At 70.5% G+C, this 17,500-nt stretch carries 14 protein-coding genes; 3 read left to right on the forward strand and 11 right to left on the reverse strand.

Annotation, left to right across the window (positions count from 1 at the left end):
- Positions 1-122: 122 nt before the first annotated feature.
- Genes AB0M01_RS24985 through AB0M01_RS25010 form a run of 6 tightly spaced genes read right to left on the reverse strand, consistent with a single transcriptional unit; the run spans position 123 to position 8,186 of the window.
- The gene (locus tag AB0M01_RS24985; protein ID WP_363673417.1) at positions 123-2,402 is read right to left on the reverse strand and encodes a hypothetical protein; all 2,280 of its coding nucleotides are present in this window, start codon (positions 2,400-2,402) and stop codon (positions 123-125) included.
- Positions 2,403-2,457: 55 nt separating this feature from the next.
- Positions 2,458-4,719: a hypothetical protein gene (locus tag AB0M01_RS24990; RefSeq protein WP_363673420.1), complete on the reverse strand. Its 2,262-nt coding sequence runs from the start codon at positions 4,717-4,719 to the stop codon at positions 2,458-2,460.
- Between the two features lie 51 nt (positions 4,720-4,770).
- Positions 4,771-5,232, reverse strand: coding sequence for a VOC family protein (locus tag AB0M01_RS24995; protein ID WP_363673422.1), 462 nt, complete (start codon positions 5,230-5,232; stop codon positions 4,771-4,773).
- Positions 5,233-5,236: 4 nt separating this feature from the next.
- Positions 5,237-6,169 (reverse strand): Ku protein, encoded by a 933-nt coding sequence (locus AB0M01_RS25000; protein WP_363673424.1) that lies wholly within the window; start codon positions 6,167-6,169, stop codon positions 5,237-5,239.
- Positions 6,170-6,186: 17 nt separating this feature from the next.
- The gene (locus tag AB0M01_RS25005; RefSeq protein WP_363673426.1) at positions 6,187-6,726 is read right to left on the reverse strand and encodes a hypothetical protein; all 540 of its coding nucleotides are present in this window, start codon (positions 6,724-6,726) and stop codon (positions 6,187-6,189) included.
- Positions 6,723-8,186: a wax ester/triacylglycerol synthase family O-acyltransferase gene (locus tag AB0M01_RS25010; RefSeq protein WP_363673428.1), complete on the reverse strand. Its 1,464-nt coding sequence runs from the start codon at positions 8,184-8,186 to the stop codon at positions 6,723-6,725. The genes AB0M01_RS25005 and AB0M01_RS25010 overlap by 4 nt, the downstream gene beginning before the upstream one ends.
- A gap of 195 nt (positions 8,187-8,381) precedes the next feature.
- Here AB0M01_RS25010 and AB0M01_RS25015 point away from each other — a divergent pair, with 195 nt between their 5' ends.
- Positions 8,382-8,858 (forward strand): cupredoxin domain-containing protein, encoded by a 477-nt coding sequence (locus AB0M01_RS25015; RefSeq protein WP_363673430.1) that lies wholly within the window; start codon positions 8,382-8,384, stop codon positions 8,856-8,858.
- A 4-nt stretch (positions 8,859-8,862) separates the two neighbouring features.
- Positions 8,863-10,194, forward strand: coding sequence for a hypothetical protein (locus AB0M01_RS25020; RefSeq protein ID WP_363673432.1), 1,332 nt, complete (start codon positions 8,863-8,865; stop codon positions 10,192-10,194).
- Here AB0M01_RS25020 and AB0M01_RS25025 read toward each other — a convergent pair.
- From AB0M01_RS25025 to AB0M01_RS25045, 5 genes are all read right to left on the reverse strand, one after another.
- Positions 10,155-11,393 carry a glycosyltransferase 87 family protein gene (locus tag AB0M01_RS25025; protein WP_363673434.1) on the reverse strand — a complete coding sequence of 413 codons (1,239 nt, stop codon included), beginning with the start codon at positions 11,391-11,393 and terminating at the stop codon, positions 10,155-10,157. The genes AB0M01_RS25020 and AB0M01_RS25025 overlap by 40 nt on opposite strands.
- Positions 11,390-12,043, reverse strand: a complete 654-nt coding sequence (locus AB0M01_RS25030) for an HAD family phosphatase (RefSeq protein WP_363673436.1) — start codon at positions 12,041-12,043, stop codon at positions 11,390-11,392. Before AB0M01_RS25030 ends, AB0M01_RS25025 begins: the two co-directional genes overlap by 4 nt.
- 371 nt (positions 12,044-12,414) lie before the next feature.
- Positions 12,415-13,203 (reverse strand): DUF4097 family beta strand repeat-containing protein, encoded by a 789-nt coding sequence (locus tag AB0M01_RS25035; RefSeq protein ID WP_363673438.1) that lies wholly within the window; start codon positions 13,201-13,203, stop codon positions 12,415-12,417.
- 999 nt (positions 13,204-14,202) lie between these two features.
- On the reverse strand, positions 14,203-15,471 hold the full coding sequence (locus AB0M01_RS25040; protein WP_363673440.1) for a hypothetical protein: 1,269 nt from the start codon (positions 15,469-15,471) through the stop codon (positions 14,203-14,205).
- Positions 15,472-16,366: 895 nt separating this feature from the next.
- The gene (locus AB0M01_RS25045) at positions 16,367-17,023 is read right to left on the reverse strand and encodes an SAF domain-containing protein (protein WP_363673442.1); all 657 of its coding nucleotides are present in this window, start codon (positions 17,021-17,023) and stop codon (positions 16,367-16,369) included.
- 217 nt (positions 17,024-17,240) lie between these two features.
- On the opposite strand from AB0M01_RS25045, the gene AB0M01_RS25050 reads away from it, so the two are divergent.
- Positions 17,241-17,489 (forward strand): helix-turn-helix domain-containing protein, encoded by a 249-nt coding sequence (locus AB0M01_RS25050; RefSeq protein ID WP_363673444.1) that lies wholly within the window; start codon positions 17,241-17,243, stop codon positions 17,487-17,489.
- Positions 17,490-17,500: the final 11 nt, after the last annotated feature.

The raw sequence follows: 17,500 nt of genomic DNA on the forward strand, positions 1-17,500 counted from the left end.
GGAGCCTGCCGCGACGGCGTCGCGCCTTCATGCTGCCACGCCGGGGGCTGGGACCACGAACCCGACTGGTCTCCTGCCAAGTTGTAGCAGATGATCCGACACTAGATCGATCGGACTGTTTGTTACGAGACGATCCGGACCGTCCCCGTGATCGCGTGCGTCGCCCCGGTCCACCACCGCAGCGTGCCGTCGCCGTCACGCCCGGCGAGCGTCCAGGTGTACGCGCCGGCCGGCAGCAACCGCCCGGCCGAGTCCCGCCCGTCCCAGTCCGCGCGCGCCGATCCGTTGGTCGTCGCGCAGTTCAGCGTACGGCGTACGGTCGGGCCGGACTTGATCGTCAGCGAGCACGTCGGCAGCGCCTTGCTGATCCCGAACTCGGCGTTCCACAGCCGCAGCGCCGGGTTGAACGAGGGCGGCGCGGAGCCGTTGCCGAGGTACTTCGGGTAGGCCACGAACGCCGAGTTCGGGCCGATCCGCGCGATCTCGTCGGGCGCGACCCAGGCCAGCGTCTCGTCGTGCACGTCGAATGAGCCGTTCCAGCTCACCGGCCCGACGACGCCGGTCGCCGAGGTGCCCAGCCGGTTCACTTTGAGCGTCCCGGGCGCAGGGTGGTCGGACGCGTAGGTGTCGTACACGACGTGCCCGCCGGACAGCGCGACGTGCCGGGTGTGCCCGGAGGTGAGCTGGATCGCCGCCGCCTTGGTCTGCAGGTTGCGGTGGGCAACGACGGACTGCGCGCAGTCGTCCTGGGTGTTCGCGGCACAGGTCGCCCAGGCGACCCAGTCGTCGTGGACCGCGAGGGCCTGCACCGTCGCCGTACCGGCTGCTTTGACCTGCAGCAACGCGCCGCTGGCCAGGTCACGGCGCCAGATGGAGTTGTTGTCCTCGGCCCAGCTGAGGTAGTTGCCCCACAGGTCGACCGCCTGCGTCCAGCTCGCGGCGATCGGCTGCTGCGTGCTGACGCCGGTCCGCAGGTCGTACAGCATCGGGACCTGGTTGCCGTACCAGGGGTAGCAGCCCGGGCCCGGCGGGTCGCAACGGTCCTCGGTGTAGAGCGCCTTCCACCACAGCAGGCGCGACCCGGAGATCCGCAGCTGCTGGCCGCCCATGATCGCCACCCGCGTGGCCGGGGTGAACACCTTCGTCCGGACGCCGTCGTCGGTGACGAGCCAGAGCGCGCCCGCCGTGTCCACGTACGCCGTCCGCCGGCCTTCGCGCGAGACCAGCTTGGTGCCGCCGCCCTCCTGGCCGAGCTTGGTCTGCGCGGACAGCGTGACCGTGCCCGGGCCGCGGGTGTAGAACCGGCGGCTCGCCGCGTTGGCCGGCTGCTGGGTGTCGACGTAGGCCACGCCACCGGCGCCGAGCTGGACGACGTACGTGATCGGCGGCAGCAGGTCGACCGGCGCGAGCCGCGTCCGCGCCGCCGAACCGCCGACGCCCGCTGCGGCGTCGACGCCGGGGGTCGGCGTGCGGGTGTCGAACACGAATCGGTTGCCGTCGGCCACCACCGTACGGGTGTCGTCGACCTGCGTCCGGGCGCCGTTCGCCGCGATCGAGCCCGCGACGCAGTCCCCCGTGCCCTGACAGGTCGTCCACGCGGTCGCCGTCCCGGCGATCGCCGTCGCGACCACCCAGCCGGGCAGCCGGGTCACGACCGGCGCGGCCGAGCCGTCGGTCGTCGAGCGGACGACGTACGAGCCGGTCGGCGGGAGGTCGGCGTAGTCCTGATGCGTCCAGGCCACTGCGGTCCCGGACAGCGAGACCCCGCTCAGGTAGCGGGTGTGGCCGGCATCGGCGATCACGCGCGGGTGCGTCGGGTCGGCGTACGAGCGGTAGGTCAGCTGGCGGTCGCCCTCGGTCCCGATCGAGCCGACGGTGACGTACCCGGTGTTGTCGACAGCCGCCAGGTTGTAGTCGCTCAGACCGGGGTAGGTCCCGTTGACCTGGCAGCCGGCGCGGCCCGCCTCGACCCGGTAGCCGGCGTTGCTGAACCAGCCCCAGGGCGCAAACAGGAAGCCGCCCCGCGTCCAGTTCGCGCCCGGGATCGGCTGCGGCGAGTCGTCGCAGCGCAGCGTGGTCGGCGTACCGACGTACTGGTAGGCGACGGTGCCGCTCGGGTAGGTCATCCCGTAGATCTTGTCCCCCGACAGCTGCTGGAAGCTCTGATCCACCTGGTACGCCGGACCGCCGGCCGGCTTCACCCACGTCGACAGCCCGACCAGCGAGTTGTCGACGTTGCGCGACACCTTGTACAGCACGCCGGCCGGCGAGGCCCCCAGCACCTCGACGTACGGACGGTCGAACAGGACCCGGTTCACGTCCTGCACTCCCGCCGCCTGCGCCGAAGCAGGTAGCAGCATGCCCAGTACCACTACCACCCCGACCAGCCGGCGTACCTTCATCCCGATCCCCTCCCCTTGCTCACCTCGATGCAGCATCCGGCCGAGAAGTTGCGCTTCAGACGACGCGGACCGTTCCGGTGATCGGGTGCGTCGCGCCGGTCCACCAGCGCAGGGTGCCGTCGGAGTCCCGGCCGGTGAGCGTCCAGGAGTAGGCGCCCCTCGGCACCAGCCGCCCGGCCGAGTCGCGCCCGTCCCAGACCGCGCGGGCTGATCCGTTCGGGGTTGCGCAGCTGAGCGTTCGGCGTACGGTCGTGCCGGACCTGATCGTCAGCGTGCAGGTGGGCAGGGCTTTGCTGATGCCGAACTCGGGGTTCCAGACCCTGAGCGCGGGGTCGAACGCCGGCGGTGCGCTGCCGTTGCCGAGGTACTTCGGGTAGTCGACGAAGGGTGAGTTCGGGCCGATGCGAGCGACGTCGTCGGGGGCGATCCAGGTGAGCGTCTCGTCGTGCACGTCGAAGCTGAGCGGGTACAGCCGGATCGGGCCGACAATGCCGGTCGCCGAGGTGCCGAGCCGGTTGACCTTGAGCGTCCCCGTCGGCGGGAACCCGTTGGCAGAGGTGTCGTAGACGACGTGCCCGCCGGACAGTTCGACGCGAGTGGTGTTGGCGCTGACCAGCTGGATCGGCGCGGCTCTGGTCGTCATGTTGCGATGAGCGACCACCGAGCTGCCACAAGGGCTCGAACCTCCGGTCGTGCAGGTCGACCAGGCCACGTAGTCGCCGTGCACCGCGAGGCCGTTCACCGACGCGGTCCCGGCCGGCTTCACCTGGACGACGGCGCCGCTGGCGAGGTCACGACGCCAGATCGTGGAGCTCGCACCGGTCCACGCCAGGTAGTTGCCCCAGAGCTTGACCATCCCGTAGCCCGGCAGGGGTGGCAGCGCCACGGTGCTCACTCCGGTGCGCAGGTCGTAGAGCATCGGTACGCGGTTGTAGAGCGGCTCGCACGGCGGCGGACGCATGTCGCAGCGGTCGCCGTCGTACACACCCTTCCACCACAGCAGTCGCGAACCGGACAGCCTCAGCTCCGGGCCGATCACCACCTCGACCCGGTCGGCCCCGGCGAACACCCGCGTTCGTACGCCGTCGTCGCCGACCAGCCAGAGCACGTTGGCCTCGTCGACGAAGGCTGTCCGTCGACCGTCGCGCGCCACCATCTGTTGGGCCAGCGGCTTGACCGTCGTGCCGAGCCGGGTCTGCGCCGAGAGCGTGACGGTGCTGCCGGACCGGGTGTAGGTCCGGCGGTTGACCGAGTCGGCCGCCGGCTGCGTGTCGGAGTAGGCGACCCCGCCGGCGCCGATCGCGACCGCGTGGGCAATCGGCGGCAGCAGCGCGACGTCAGCGAGCCGGGTGCGCGGCGCGCTGCCACCGATCGCCGGTCCCTCCTCGATGCCGGGCGTCGGTTGCTGGGTGTCGAAGACGAACCGGTTCCCGACGCCGACGATGGTGTGGGTACCGGTGGTCGACGTCTGTGTGCCGTTCGCCGCGATCGAACCCGCCGTGCACGGATCCCGTTGACAGGTGCTCCATCCGGTGGCTCCGCCGGCGATCGCCGTCCCGACCACCCAGCCCGGGATCCGGGTCGCCGTCGGCGGCACCGACCCGTCGGTCGAGGACCGGACCACGAACGAGCTGGCCGGCGGCTGCTGGTCGTAGTCCAGGTGGGCCCACGTCACCGCCGTACCGGCCAGGGCGACCGCGCCGAGGTAGCGGACATGGCCGCCGTCGGCGATCACGCGCGGGTGCGTCGGATCGGCGTACGAGTGGTAGGTCAGCTGCTGGTCGCCCTGGTCACCGACGGAGGTGATCGTGACCCACCCCGTGTCGTCCATCGCGATCAGGGCGTAGTCGCCAGGGCCGGGGTACCGGGCAGTGACGCGGCAGCCGGTCGGGCTCACCTCGACCCGGTCGCCGTCCTCGCTGATCCACCCGAACGAAGCGAACAGGCCGGCGCCGTCGTAGCGCTGGGCCGGTGAGGCAGGCGGCGGGACGTCGTCGCAGCGTTTGGTGACCGGCGTACCGATGTACTGGTAGGTCTTGTCGGTCCCGAAGATCTTGTCCCCGGCCAGTCGCTTGAAGTCGAGGCTCACCTCGTACGCCGGGGCCGTGGCGGGTTTCACCCAGGCGGACACCTCGCGCAGGGTGTCCTCGATCGGGCGGGAAACCTTGTAGAGCACGCCGGCCGGTGAGGCGCCCAGCACCTCGACGTACGGGCGGTCGAACAGGACCCGGTCCAGGTCCTGCACCCCCGCCGCACCGGCGTACGCCGGGATCATCCCCAGAACCAGAACCATCCCGACCAGCCGGTGCGTCTTCATGCTGTGTCCTCTCCTTGACTGCTCGATGCAGCCGGGAGGGACGAAGTTGCGCTACTGGCGCCAGGGCATGTGTTGTAGCGCCCAGGTGTTGCCGTCCGGGTCGGCGAACCAGGCGTAGAAGACGCCGCCGAGGTCCTCGGTCGGGCTGACCTCGATGCCGCGGGCGATCAGGTCCGCGCGGGCGGCTTCGAGGTCGGCGACGACGAGGTGCAGGCCGCGGAGGGTGCCGGGCGGCATGTCGAGGGTCGGGAGGCCTTCGGCGAGCGTGATCGAGCAGTGCGAACCCGGTGGGGTGAGCTGCACGATCCGTACGCCGTCGGCCGGGGTCACGTCGACGTCGGCGTGGAACCCGGCGCGGACGTAGAACTCCTTCGCGCGCTCCAAGTCGGTCACCGGCACGGGGACCAGCTCGAGCAGGTAGTTCCCAGGAAGCACCGGATCGGCGGTCGGGTCGTCCGGGATCGCTTCCAGACTTTCTGGTACTTCGGTTTGGGTCGGACGGTCGTCGGTCATGGTGTCAGGCCGACTTCTTGGTGGTCTTCTTCGCGGCCGTCTTCTTGGCCGGCGCCTTCTTCGCCGCCGCCGTCTTCTTCGCGGGGGCAGCCTTCTTCGCCGCGGCCGCCTTCTTCGCCGGCGCCGACTTCTTGGCCGGCTCCTCAGCCGCCCCGGCCCGACGCGCCTTCGCGGCCTCGACCGACGCCCGCAGCGCGGCGACCAGGTCGACGACCTCGGCGCCCTCCGGCTCCTCCTCCTCGGACTCCGGCAGCGGCACCCCGGCCGCCTTCGCCTCGACGACCTGCTCCAGGGCGTGCCGGTACTCGTCGTGGTACTGATCGGGGTCGAACTCCCCGCGCAGGGTGTCGATGTACGACTCGGCCATCGCCTTCTCCTGCTTGCGGATCTCGATGTCCTCGTCGGGCGCCGCGAAGGAGGCGTCGCGGACCTCGTCCGGCCAGAGCATCACCTGCAGGATCAGCACGTTCTCGTGGGTGCGCAGCAGCCCGAGGCTCTCCCGCGAGCGCAGCGCGACCTTGACCAGCGCGTACAGCTCGGAGCCCTCGAGGGCGTCGCGGAGCAGCACGTAGGGCTTGCCGCCGGGCCCGCCGTCGGCGGCCAGGTAGTACGACTTGCCGAGGTAGAGCGGGTCGACCTGGTCGGCCGGCACGAACTCCAGCACGTCGATGACCTTCTTGCTGGACAGCGGCAGGTCGGCGAAGTCGTCGGGCTCGAGCACGATCATCCGGCCGTCGGCCATCTCGTAGCCCTTGCCGATGTCGGAGTACGGGACCTCCTCGCCGTCGATCGAGCAGATCCGCTTGTACTTGATCCGGCCGCCGTCGGCGACGTGGACCTGCCGGAAGGAGATGTCCTTCTCCTCGGTCGCGGAGTACACCTTGATCGGGATCGTCACCATCCCGAACGAGATGGCCCCCTTCCAGATCGCCTGCATGCCATCAGCTCCCTAGCTCAAGCCTTCAGTCCGCCCCGCCGGCCCTCGTCGGCCAGGAGATCCGGGATCTCCTGTGTCGCGTACCACAGCAGGTCTTCACCTTCGCACGAGTCGAGGGCGAAGACAGCGTCCTCGTGCCCCGGATCCTTGGTGTCACCGTGCGCGACGTCCCACAGGTCGGCCGCCTTCCCGACCACCTCGGCGGCGGATTCGGCGTCCAGGTGCACCGCGGCGACGGCCGTCCACGGGATCACCACGTGCAGCTCCAGCCGCGCGTCACCCAGGTGCACGCTGCCGTCGGCCGGCGGTACGGCGGCCACCTCGCAGGCCACGACGACCCGCCGCCGCGGCGCGCCCGGGTCGGCGGCGATCAGCCCGACCGACGCCTTCGCGGCCTGCGCCATCGCGGCGTACTCGAGCTCCTCGTCGTCGCCCTGGGCGTACCACTCGCGCAGCGCCGGTGTCACCGCGTACACCGTCATCGGCGCCGGGCCGAGCTCGGCGGCGTGACAGGCCGCGTCGAGCAGCGGCAGCGTGGACGGTACGTAAACCCTCATTGGCCCGCCTTCTTGGTGCTTCTGGGCTTCTTCCGGCCGCGGGTGGCCCGGTTCCGGCTGCCCTTGGTGGTGTCCAGCAACTCGTCCAGCGCGTCGGTGACGCACTGCGCGAACACGGCCAGGTCCGGCATCGCCGTCCGGTCCGCGTTCAGCCCGAACGAGACCTTGCCGTCGTACGACGTGACGCCGACCGACAGCCCCTGACCGGGCATCAGCGGGACCACCGGGTACGACGCGAGCATCGGCGCGCCCTGGGCGTAGAGCGGGAACTGCGGCCCCGGCACGTTGGTGATCACGACGTCGTCGATCGGCCGGACCGTGGCGGTGGCGACCCGGGCGGCGAGCGCGTGCAGCGTGGTCGGGGCGAAGCCGGCGATGCCGACCAGCGAGCGGGCGCTGACCGCGCGCCCGGTGTCCTTGTGCACCTTGGTCTGGTACGAGATCTGGTGCAGCCGCATGACCGGGGAGTTCTCCCCGACCGGCAGCGTCACGGTCGAGGCGATCACCGACGACCCGAGCGACGTCGGCTCCTCGTCCTCGTCGTCGCGGATGCTCACCGGTACGACGGCCCGCACGCTCCGGGTCGGGCCGACGCCCTCGCCGCGGGTCATCATCCAGGCCCGGAAGGCGCCGGCCACGACGGCCAGGACGACGTCGTTGATCGTGCCGCCGTGCATCGCGCGGACGGTCCGGAAGTCCTCCAGATCGGTCTGCACGGTGGTGAACCGGCGCTGCCCGGAGGTCTTGACGTGCAGCGAGCTCTCCTGGGCGTGCCGCTGGGCGACCAGGGAGCCGACCACGTCACCGATCACCTCGCGCACCGACGTCGAGCCGGTCAGGCTGGCCATCTCGGCCCGGGCCAGCTCCAGGACGGCGGCCGGGTGCCGGGTCGCGTCGGCGAAGACGCCGGCCAGCAGCTCCAGCGCCGACGGCGGGTGGTCGGGCTGCCAGGTGTCGGTCGGGGTCTCCCGCGGGTGCGCGGTGGAGTCGAGCACGACCTGGCCGATGTCGACCGTGCTGTTGCCGTCGACAAGGGCCTGGTGGGACTTGGAGATGATCGCGAACCGGTCGCCCTGCAGGCCCTCGACCAGGTACATCTCCCAGAGCGGGCGGGCCCGGTCCAGGCGGCGGGACATGATCCGGGCGACCAGCTCCAGCAGCTGCGCGTGCGTGCCCGGCCGCGGCAGGGCGGAGCGGCGTACGTGGAAGGTGATGTCGAACTCTTCGTCGTCCACCCAGACCGGCCCGGCGAACCGGCCGGGGACCTGCTGGACCCGCTGCCGGTACCGCGGGACGAAGGCGATCCGATCCCGGATCAGCGCGACCAGGCTCTCGTAGTCGAACTCGTCGTCGGAGTGCACCGGCGGCTCGAAGATGTCGACCGTGCCGACGTGCATCGGCGTGGCCGGGGACTCGGCCTTGAGGAAGGTCAGGTCGAGCGACGACAACCGGTCCGGCATCTCGCGGTCCCCTTCCTCTTGACGTGGTTGGCTCACCCTAGCCGCCTGCTCCGACAGTGAGCTGCAACACTACTGAAGGCGATCGTGACACGACTGATGGTCGGCTGCGGGAACCCGGCGCGCCCGGTGTTCGTAGCACCCAGTGGGCGTGTTCGGCGCCCGTCTGATCACGACTGGTGAAAGGCCCCTCGCATCATGCGTTTCTCCCGCGGTACCGCTCTCGCTCTTCTGCCCGCGCTCGGCATGCTGGTCCTGGCCGGCTGCGGCGACGACTCGGGCAGCGGCGGTTCCCCCTCGCCGAGCGCGCCGGTGACGACGCCGACCGACACGCCGAGCACGCCGGCGACCACCCCGTCGGACGACCCGAAGAACACCCCGTCGAACACCGCGGACCCCTCCGGCGACCAGGCCGACGTGACGATCAACATCACCGTTGCCAACGGCAAGGTGAACCCGAGCGGCCAGAGCATCAAGGTGACCGCCGGCCAGACCGTGCTGGTCACCGCGGTCAGCGACGCCGACGAGGAGCTGCACATCCACGGTTACGACAAGGAGCTGGAGCTGACGCCGGGCAAGCCGGCGTCGGTGAAGTTCACCGCGGACATGAAGGGCACCTTCGAGGTCGAGACGCACAAGAGCGGCAAGCTGGTCGCCAAGCTCGTCGTCTCCTGACCTGATGACGTCTCTTCTGCTGCCGCTCCACGGGATCGGCGGCCGGCAGGACCTGCCTGTCCCGTTCGGGCTGGCCGTCGGCGGAGCCGCGGTCGCGATCGCGCTGTCGTTCGTCGTACTGGGCCTGGCCTGGCGGACGTCGAAGTACCGCGGCAACGCGTCCGGCCGGGCGCTGCCGATCGGGGTGACCCGGGCCGTCGACTCGTCGTGGTTCCGCTGGATCGTCCGCCTGATCGGGCTGGCGATCTTCCTGTACGCCATGTTCTCGCTGCTGTTCGGTGTGGACCGGCTGACGAACCCGATCTTCGGGTTCGTCTACATCCTGGTCTGGGTCGGGCTGGTCCCGATCTCGCTGCTGCTCGGCCCGGTCTGGCGCACGCTGAACCCGCTGCGCACCGTCCACCTGCTGCTGTCGAAGCTCCTCCGCCAGCCCGCCTCGCGGGGCGTGGTCGAGCTGCCGAAGTGGGTCGGGCTCTGGCCGGCCGCGCTCGGCATCCTCGCGTTCACCTGGCTCGAACTGGTCGCTCCCGACCGCGCGACGCTCCCGGTGCTGCAGGCCTGGATGGCCCTGTACGTCGTGATCACGCTGTTCGGCGCGATCCTGTTCGGCGACCGCTGGTTCGCCGCCGGGGACCCGTTCGAGGCGTACGCGACGCTGATGTCGCGGCTGTCGCCGTGGGGCCGGCGCGACGACGGCGCCATCGTGTTCCGCCGCCCGCTGGAGAACCTGGACGGGCTCAAGGTCCAGCCGGGTCTGGTCGGGCTGGTCGCGGCGCTGCTCGGCAGTACGGCGTACGACGGCTTCTCGAACTCCTCGGCCTGGATCGGCTGGGCGCAGAACTCCGGCTACTCGATGACCCTGCTCGGTACCGGGATGCTGATCGCGTTCATCCTGTTCGTGCTGGTCACGTACTCCGGTGCGACGCTGCTGGCCGGGCGGCTGTCGGACAACGGCTCGCGGTCGTCGCTGCCGGGGCTGTTCGCGCACTCGGTGGTGCCGATCGCGTTCGGGTACGTCGTCGCGCACTACCTGACGCTGTTCATCCTCGAGGGGCAGCGCACGCTGATCTACCTGAGCGACCCGCTCAGCAACGGCGCCAATGTGTTCGGCACCGGGCTGCTCGCGGTGAACACCGGCATCACCAACCACAGCACCGCGATCTCGGTCGTGCAGGTGCTCGCGGTGGTCTGCGGTCACCTGCTCGGCGTCGTCTCGGCGCACGACCGCGCGGTCGCGCTGTTCCCGCGGCACAAGGCGCTGGCCGGCCAGGTGCCGCTGCTGGTCGTGATGGTCGGCTACACCGCGGGCGGGTTGCTGCTGCTGTTCTCGTCCTGAGCCTTGGCTGTCCGGTCCTTCGCCGCGGGGCCGGACAGCACGGCGAGGAGGACGAAGGCGACCATCCCCAGGATCAGGTGCGAGTTGCCGGGGATCGACTGCCACAACGACCAGCTCAGCTCACGGTCGTCGCGGTACGGGACCCACCAGATCGACCTGAGCACGAACAGCCCGTACCAGACGACGGTCGTGACGATCGCGGGGTTGCGGCCCCAGCGGCGGTCGACCGCCCTGATCAGGCTGATGCCGAGCGGGATGATCCAGACCCAGTGGTGGCTCCACGACACCGGCGACGCGTACAGGACCGCGAGCGCCATCACCGAGATCGCGGTGACGCGCTCGTCGGCCAGCCAGTAGCGGCGGGCGAGCCAGAGGACCGCGAGGCCGAAGACCGCGGACAGCACGAACCAGACCGGCTGGATCCAGCCGGCGTCGTCGCCGAGGCGGCTGAGGAAGCCCATGAACGACTGGTTCGCGGTGTAGGCCAGACCGCCGACGCGGTTGGCGTTGCGGACCACGACGGTCCAGTACTCCCAGGACTGGTTCGGGACGATGGCGAAACCGATCGCCATCGTCGCGAGCAGACCGAGGACTGCGTTGCGCAGGGCGCGCCACTGCTTGGTGATCAGCAGGAACGCGAGGAACGGCAGCGGGGTGAGCTTGACGCCGATCGTGACACCGACCCAGAAGCCGCGCCACTTGGCGTCCTGGGACCTGATCAGGTCGAGCAGGATCATTGCTGTGAGCAACAGGTTGATCTGGCCGAACTGGATGGTCTGCCAGACGGGCTCGAGCAGCAGCGACGCCAGGGTGAGGGCGATCAGGGTGATGCGCGTGTTGGTGAGGTACGGCAAGGTCGCCGGCAGCGCGGCGCGCCAGATCGCGGCGATGCAGAGCACGGAGATCGTCGTCCACACCACCAGCGCGACGCCCCACGGGACGGCCGCCAGCGGGACCATCGCGATCGCCGCGAACGGCGGGTAGGTGAACGGCAGGCCGGAACCCGGCAGCTGCGCGTCGTACAGGGAGGCGCGGTCGAGCAGGACCGAGCCGCCCATCCGGTAGACGCGCAGGTCGATCATGCCGTCGAACAGCCCGTACGCCCAGGCGCCGAGGGCAACGAACGCGGCGGCGCCGAGCACGGCGGCGACGATCCAGCGGGTGTCGGTACGGCGCGGCTCGGTGGTGGTGGTCGTCACGTGAGGTCGACTCCGAACAGGGTTTCCAGCTCGCGCTTGGTCTCGTCGTACGCCGTGTGGTGGATCGCGGTCATCCCGAGCTTCCGGGCAGCCTCGACGTTCAGCTCCAGGTCGTCCACGAACACGCACTCCGCCGGCGGCAGCCCGACCCGCTCGGCCGCCAGCAGGTAGATCTCCGGCTCCGGCTTGCGCAGCCCGACCTCACCCGAGATCACCAGGTCGTCGAACATCCCGTCCCAGGTCTCGATCGGGTAGGTGTTCCCCCACGAGTTGGACAGCAGCGCGGTCCTGATCCCGTGCCCCTTGACCCGCCGCACCAGCGCCGTCATCCGCGGCTCGTGCTCGAAGTGCGCGAACATCCGCTCGATCAGCCCTTCGGCCTGCAACGGCCGGCCGTCGCGCTGGGTGAGCAGCGCCGCCAGCTTCCGCTCGAAGTCCGGCACCGCGATCTGCCCACGCTCCAGCGCGTGCACAGGATTCAGCTCCGCCTCGGCCGGATCGACGTCCAGCCAGGCCACGATCGCCTTGAAGTACGCCTCGAAATCCAGATTGTCCAACTCGGCCCACCGCCCGAGCGCCACGTCCAACCCGGACGTCAGCACCCCACCCCAGTCAACCAGCAGCCCCCGCAACACCTTGTCGTCAGACATGCGCGCAAGCCTACTCACGCCCGGATCCAGGCCGACCACCACAGGTCAGCCCTCGCAGGCAGCGGGCCGCCCTGCCAGCTCCAGCGGGCAACCGCACCGCGACCGCCTTACGCGACCTGTTCCTCTTTCAGCGCCGCAGGCCACCCCAGCCCCACGCCCACCTACCCGGCGCTATCCCACCACCTCAGCCCGGCACCCCGCCGTACAGATCAACACCCCCGCAGGCGGTCCACCCGACTGGTTCCCCAGCGCGGCAACCGCCCCGCCGTACAGGTCCGCCGACAACTCACCTGCTGTTCCAGCGCCGCAGACCACCCCAGCCCACGCCTACCTACCCGCCGCCACCTCAGCCCGGCACCCCGCCGTACAACTCAACGGTCGTACTCGACCGACACATCCCCCGAGGAGGTCTTCGCCGTGATCGTCCGCGTAGCGACCGGATCCGTCCGCACCTCGGTGTGCTCGTCCCCCGACGACGTATCGGTGTCGACCTTGTAAGCCTCCGCCCCCTCCGGCACCACGACCGTCACGTCCCCCGACGTCCCCTGCGCCCGCACCTCCTGCGGCGCCACCGTGAACCCGAGATCGATCTTCCCCGACGTCGTCTTGCCGAACACCTTGGTCGCCGTCAGCCCGCTCGCCTCGATGTCCCCCGACGTCGCATCCAGCGTCAGCTCCCCACCGGCGCCGTGCACCTCGATGTCCCCCGACGTCGTCTTCAGCTTCCCGACCTCGGCGACATCCGACACCTTGATCGTCCCGCTGGTGTTCTCGACCGACACCGCGAGCTCCTTCGGCACCGTGATCACGTAGTCCGTCCCACACCCGAACGACAGGAAGCTGCACCCGCTCGCCTTCAGCTCAAGCTTCCCGTTCTGGTAACTCTCGTCCGGATCGCTCCCGAACACGGTCTTCTTGAACTTCCGGTCGACCTTGATCTCCGAGACGTCCCCCGCCACCACCTCGACGTCCGACGACTTGCTGACCACCGTCAGCGAGTTCCCCTGCACCGGGAAGTTGCCCTGCGTGGCCTTCGCCTCCTCGGTCAGGTTCGTCAGCGCCCAGTACGCACCACCCAGGATCAACGCCACCGAGATAGCAATCCCGAACCGCCGCTCAGGCGTCATCTCCCGCCCAGCCCGCCCTTGCACCTCGGACATCCCAACTCCTTGCTACTCCCCTGCTGACCCCCTCACCCTGACACACCCCCACCCCGGTGTCGGTGGGGTTTAACCCCCGAAAACACCTCAATCGACCCTGAGTCCCCCTGCTTTCCTCCGGTACGCCGGGCCGTCAGCTGCCTGCGACGCCGCGCCAACGCTCCCTGCACGCCGCACCACACGGCCCCTGACACGCCGAGCCGCCCGCTCCCGGCGCGGCACGCGGCACGCGGCACCGCCCGCTCATACGCCGCTTCACTCACGCACGCCAGCAGCCGATCCCACCCACACAGCCGCAGCCCTGGCCCACCACCCGGAGCTCCTTTGCCCCGCCTCCTGCTCCACCACGCGGGCCACGCGCACAGCCCGCCGCACCACCGAGCACCCGCACCACCTGCTCCGCCGTACGCCGAACCGCCCACGCACACCAGCAACCCACCCCACCCACACAAGCCCCAGCCCAACCACCCGGAGCGCCCTTGACCCGCCCCCAGCTCCACTACGCGGGCACTCGCACAGCCCGCCCCACCATCGGGCACCCGCACCACCCACTCCGCCGAACCGCCCACGCACGCCAGCAGCCCACCCCACCCACAAGCCGCAGCCCGGGCCCCACCACCCGGAGCTCCCTTGACCGAGGCCCCCGCCTCCAGCTCCACCGCCCGAGCCCACACGCACCGCCCGCCGCACCCACCGGGCACCCGACACCACCCGCGCCACGACCGCCACGGCCGCCACGGCCGAGCGTGATCAGCGAGCCAGTCCACTCGGCCGAGCGTTGCGTAGCCCAGTCGAACTCGCCGTTCGGGCCCTCGAATCCCGCTCCGACAGCAGCACCGGCTGCCGGTTGACGCTCTGGGGATCGCTCCCAAGGGCGGCTCCGGCAAGACGCCGACCACCGCGCCGTCGAGCAGATCGCGCCGGGTCCACGCGGCACCCATCGCCAGCACCCCACCCAGCGCTCGGGGACGCCAGTTCACTTGCTGCTTGTTCTGGCGCCTACGTCGACATGTGCTCCTTCTCCACCCCCGCCGCGAGCTGCTGCAGCGCCTTTCTCAGCTTGCTCGACTTGCCTGTCTCGATCAGGCTCCGCCCGTGCGTGAGCGCCGCATCCGTCGCCGCCAGGTCCAGCGGCAGCACCGCCGCCACCTCCACCCCGGCGTAGCGGTGCAGCGCCTCCGCGGCCGCGTCCACCGGCGAGCTCCCGAGCGACCCTGAGCGCACTCGGTTGACTACCACCCGCGTCGTCACCGACGGCACCATCGCCCTCAGCTCGTGCAGCGCCCGGATCAACCGCGTGAGCCCCACCGGGTCCGCCGTACCGACGACGAGCACCTCGTCGGCCTCCTCCAGCGTCGCGAGCGTCGCTCCGTTTCGCCGCGGGGCGAGCGTGTCGAACGAGATCTCCTCGTCGCTCTCGATGCAGAACCCGACGTCGACCACCGTGCACGGCGCCAACTGCCGCGCTGTCGCCCACACCGACTCCAAGGCCGCCGGCCGCAGCTCTGTCCACCGGTCGGCGCGGCTCAACCCCGTCAGCACCAGCAGATAGTCCGCAACCCCACGCGCATGCCGGGCCAGCAGCTCGACATCCAGCGCCCCGCTCCCCGCCGACCGCGCCGCCGCGGCCAGCCCGGAGGTCTCGTCGAGAATCCCCAGCATCTGCGCCACCGCCCCGCCGTACACATCCGCGTCGGCCAGCAACGTCGGGATCTGTCGGGCCGCCAACTCACTCGCCAACCCGACCGCGACCGTACTCCGCCCAGGCGCCCCCGTCGGCCCCCAGACCGCGAGCAGCCGTCCCTTCCCCGACGGGTCGTAATGCCGCTCCGGCGGAGCCGTCCCCGGCTGCACCGGCACGAACCCACCCGCGAAGTGCGAGACGGTCGTCGGCGGCCCCGAATCCACAGCGTCCGTGATCGCCCGCCCCAGATCCTCCCCGCTCACATCAGCCGGCAGGATCCGCTCAATCCCCATCCGCGCCAGCCGATCCTCGGCCCCACTCGGCTCACCGTTGTCCGACGGATCCACCAAAGCCAGTACGACGATCCGCCGCGCATGCAACGCCGCCACTGCATCAGCCGTCAACCGCGGCAGATCCTCCGCCAGCACCACCGCCCGAGCCTGCCCACTTCCGGCAGCAGCCATCACATCGGCGATGTCCACACACCGCCGCACCACCCGAATCCCCGGCGCCCGCTCAGCCCGCCGAACAACCTCCGCCTCCCAGGGCGCTCCTGTCACGGCCAACAACACCGGAACGGCCATCAGCAACCCCACCCAACGAGCCCGACACCGGCGCTGGCAGGAGCACCCGCGCCAGCCATCGCACTCGCATCCTCGCCCGGCTCACAGACGTAGCCGCCGAAGGCGCCCGTAGCCTGCCCCGGCTTCCGGCGAGCACCAGCACCCGCAGCTGAGCTAGCACCAGCACCAGCACCAGCACCAGCACCAGCACCAGCCAGGCTCCGCGCGATACGCCGATCAATCGACGCGGCGCTCATCCAGCTGACCTGCACGGGAGGAGCACTCGCCCGCGAGCGGGCCACAACCTCGCACCACCAGCCACCAGACTCCGCCGACGCCTTCAGTTCCGGGCGCCAAGCACCAACCGCAGCAACCGGCGCCAGCGCTGCGCCGGGTGCGGTTGACCAGGTGAGTGGAGCACCCGTCAGCGCGCTCGGTGTACGAGCCTCTGGCTCTGTCGGCGTGTACGGAGTCCGCCGCCAACCCGTGGGCGCCCCGAGCCGTGTCGGTGCGGGCAGCGGATCGCCTGGCCCGACGTCCACCGCCGACGGACCGGATCCGGTGGAGCGGGTAGGTGGAGCACTCGCCAGCGCCGTACGCGAACCGGCTGGTCGTGTGGTTGGTTGGCCGGAGAGGGCAATCGGCGTGCGAGGCCCCGGTCGTGTCGGCGCGTGCGAGGGCCGCCGCCATCCGACGGTCGCGCCGAGGAGGGCCGGCGCCGGCAGCGGATCGGCGGGCTCGCCGCCCGCCAGCGTGGCGCCGGGTGCCGTTGACCGGCTAGGTGGAGCGCACGTCATCGCGTTCGGCGTACGAGCCTCTGGCGGTGCCGGCGGTTGCGGAGTTGGTCGCCAAGCTGCAGTTGCCTCGTACGGCGTTGGTGTCGGGCGGGATGCAGGTGCTGTCGTGGGCGCGCTCATCAGCGGCCTCGGCGGACGAGGACCGGTTCGCCGGAGGACATGGCGGCCAGGGCGGTGGGGAGTTTGGGGAGGTCGGTGGGGTCGAGGGTGATCAGGACCTGGCGGCGGGCTGAGCCGCCGGAGACGCCTTTGGCGGCGTCGATTTGGCTTACTCGGACTGTTTCCCAGAGTTTGCGGGCAGGCTGGGTTTGGTCTTTGGGGACGACCCAGATGTCCACCTGGTCGCCGGCGGTGGTGTCGGAAGGGAGGCGGCCGGTGGCGATGGCCAGGGGGAGCTCGGTGCGGTCGTTGTCGGTTTGGGTTACTGCTGCTTGGCGGGGGACGAACTCGCCGGCCTTGACGGCGCGGACCATGACCAGGCCCTGGAGGTCGGCGTCGGCCGCGACGTACTGGCTGGCGGCGTTGTTGCTGGTGAAGCGGACCCGGACCGTGGTCAGGTCTTCGGAGGTGAGCTTGGTGCCTGCGGGGAGGTCTCGGTCGGCGGCCCAGATAGTGGTGGTGTCATCGGCCGAGGACAGGAGCTTCGCGCCGGCGAGAGCGGTGACGGCGACGAGGAGGACGCCGAGGACGAGGCGGCCGTCCCGCCAGCGGGCTCGGCGGTTGCGCTGCGGCGGGGCCGACGGCACCGCGAAGCCGCTGCGAACTGGACTCTGCACCACGTTGACTCTTTCCTGTCACTTGTCGGTCGCGCTCCGGAGCCGCCCATTCTGCCAAGTCGGTCACGCTGCGTGCGTTCGGTTGTCCACAGCGTCGTGACGGTGTCGCCGGCTGTGGACAAACTCAATCGTTCGGCGGTCAACCGTGGCAAACTGAAGGAACCGGGATTGCAGGAAGTTGCAGTTCCAGCACCCCGTCGACCACGGAAAGGGCGTCATGCCGGCACCGCGCTTCCTCCAGCTCTCCGACGTCGCCGAGGTGCTGAACATCTCGGCCAATCAGGTGTACGCGCTGGTCCGGCGGGGGGACATTCCCGCGGTGAAGATCGGTGGGCGCGGCCAGTGGCGGGTCGAGGCGACCGAGCTGGAGAAGTACATCGAGCGGCTGTACACGGAGACGCGGCAGTTCATCACCACGCATCCGTTCGGCGAAGAGGCCGAGCAGTCGGAGGAGTTGCACCAGTAGGTCGCCGGACG

The organism is Kribbella sp. NPDC051770 (assembly GCF_040681455.1).
In the GTDB taxonomy this organism is placed as follows: domain Bacteria; phylum Actinomycetota; class Actinomycetes; order Propionibacteriales; family Kribbellaceae; genus Kribbella.

Coding starts and splice junctions, on each gene's coding strand:
- AB0M01_RS24985 (WP_363673417.1), bottom strand. CDS start 2,402: ATGAAGGTACGCCGGCTGGTCGGGGTGGTAGTGGTACTGGGCATGCTG.
- AB0M01_RS24990 (WP_363673420.1), bottom strand. CDS start 4,719: ATGAAGACGCACCGGCTGGTCGGGATGGTTCTGGTTCTGGGGATGATC.
- AB0M01_RS24995 (WP_363673422.1), bottom strand. CDS start 5,232: ATGACCGACGACCGTCCGACCCAAACCGAAGTACCAGAAAGTCTGGAA.
- AB0M01_RS25000 (WP_363673424.1), bottom strand. CDS start 6,169: ATGCAGGCGATCTGGAAGGGGGCCATCTCGTTCGGGATGGTGACGATC.
- AB0M01_RS25005 (WP_363673426.1), bottom strand. CDS start 6,726: ATGAGGGTTTACGTACCGTCCACGCTGCCGCTGCTCGACGCGGCCTGT.
- AB0M01_RS25010 (WP_363673428.1), bottom strand. CDS start 8,186: ATGCCGGACCGGTTGTCGTCGCTCGACCTGACCTTCCTCAAGGCCGAG.
- AB0M01_RS25015 (WP_363673430.1), top strand. CDS start 8,382: ATGCGTTTCTCCCGCGGTACCGCTCTCGCTCTTCTGCCCGCGCTCGGC.
- AB0M01_RS25020 (WP_363673432.1), top strand. CDS start 8,863: ATGACGTCTCTTCTGCTGCCGCTCCACGGGATCGGCGGCCGGCAGGAC.
- AB0M01_RS25030 (WP_363673436.1), bottom strand. CDS start 12,043: ATGTCTGACGACAAGGTGTTGCGGGGGCTGCTGGTTGACTGGGGTGGG.
- AB0M01_RS25035 (WP_363673438.1), bottom strand. CDS start 13,203: ATGTCCGAGGTGCAAGGGCGGGCTGGGCGGGAGATGACGCCTGAGCGG.
- AB0M01_RS25040 (WP_363673440.1), bottom strand. CDS start 15,471: ATGGCCGTTCCGGTGTTGTTGGCCGTGACAGGAGCGCCCTGGGAGGCG.
- AB0M01_RS25050 (WP_363673444.1), top strand. CDS start 17,241: ATGCCGGCACCGCGCTTCCTCCAGCTCTCCGACGTCGCCGAGGTGCTG.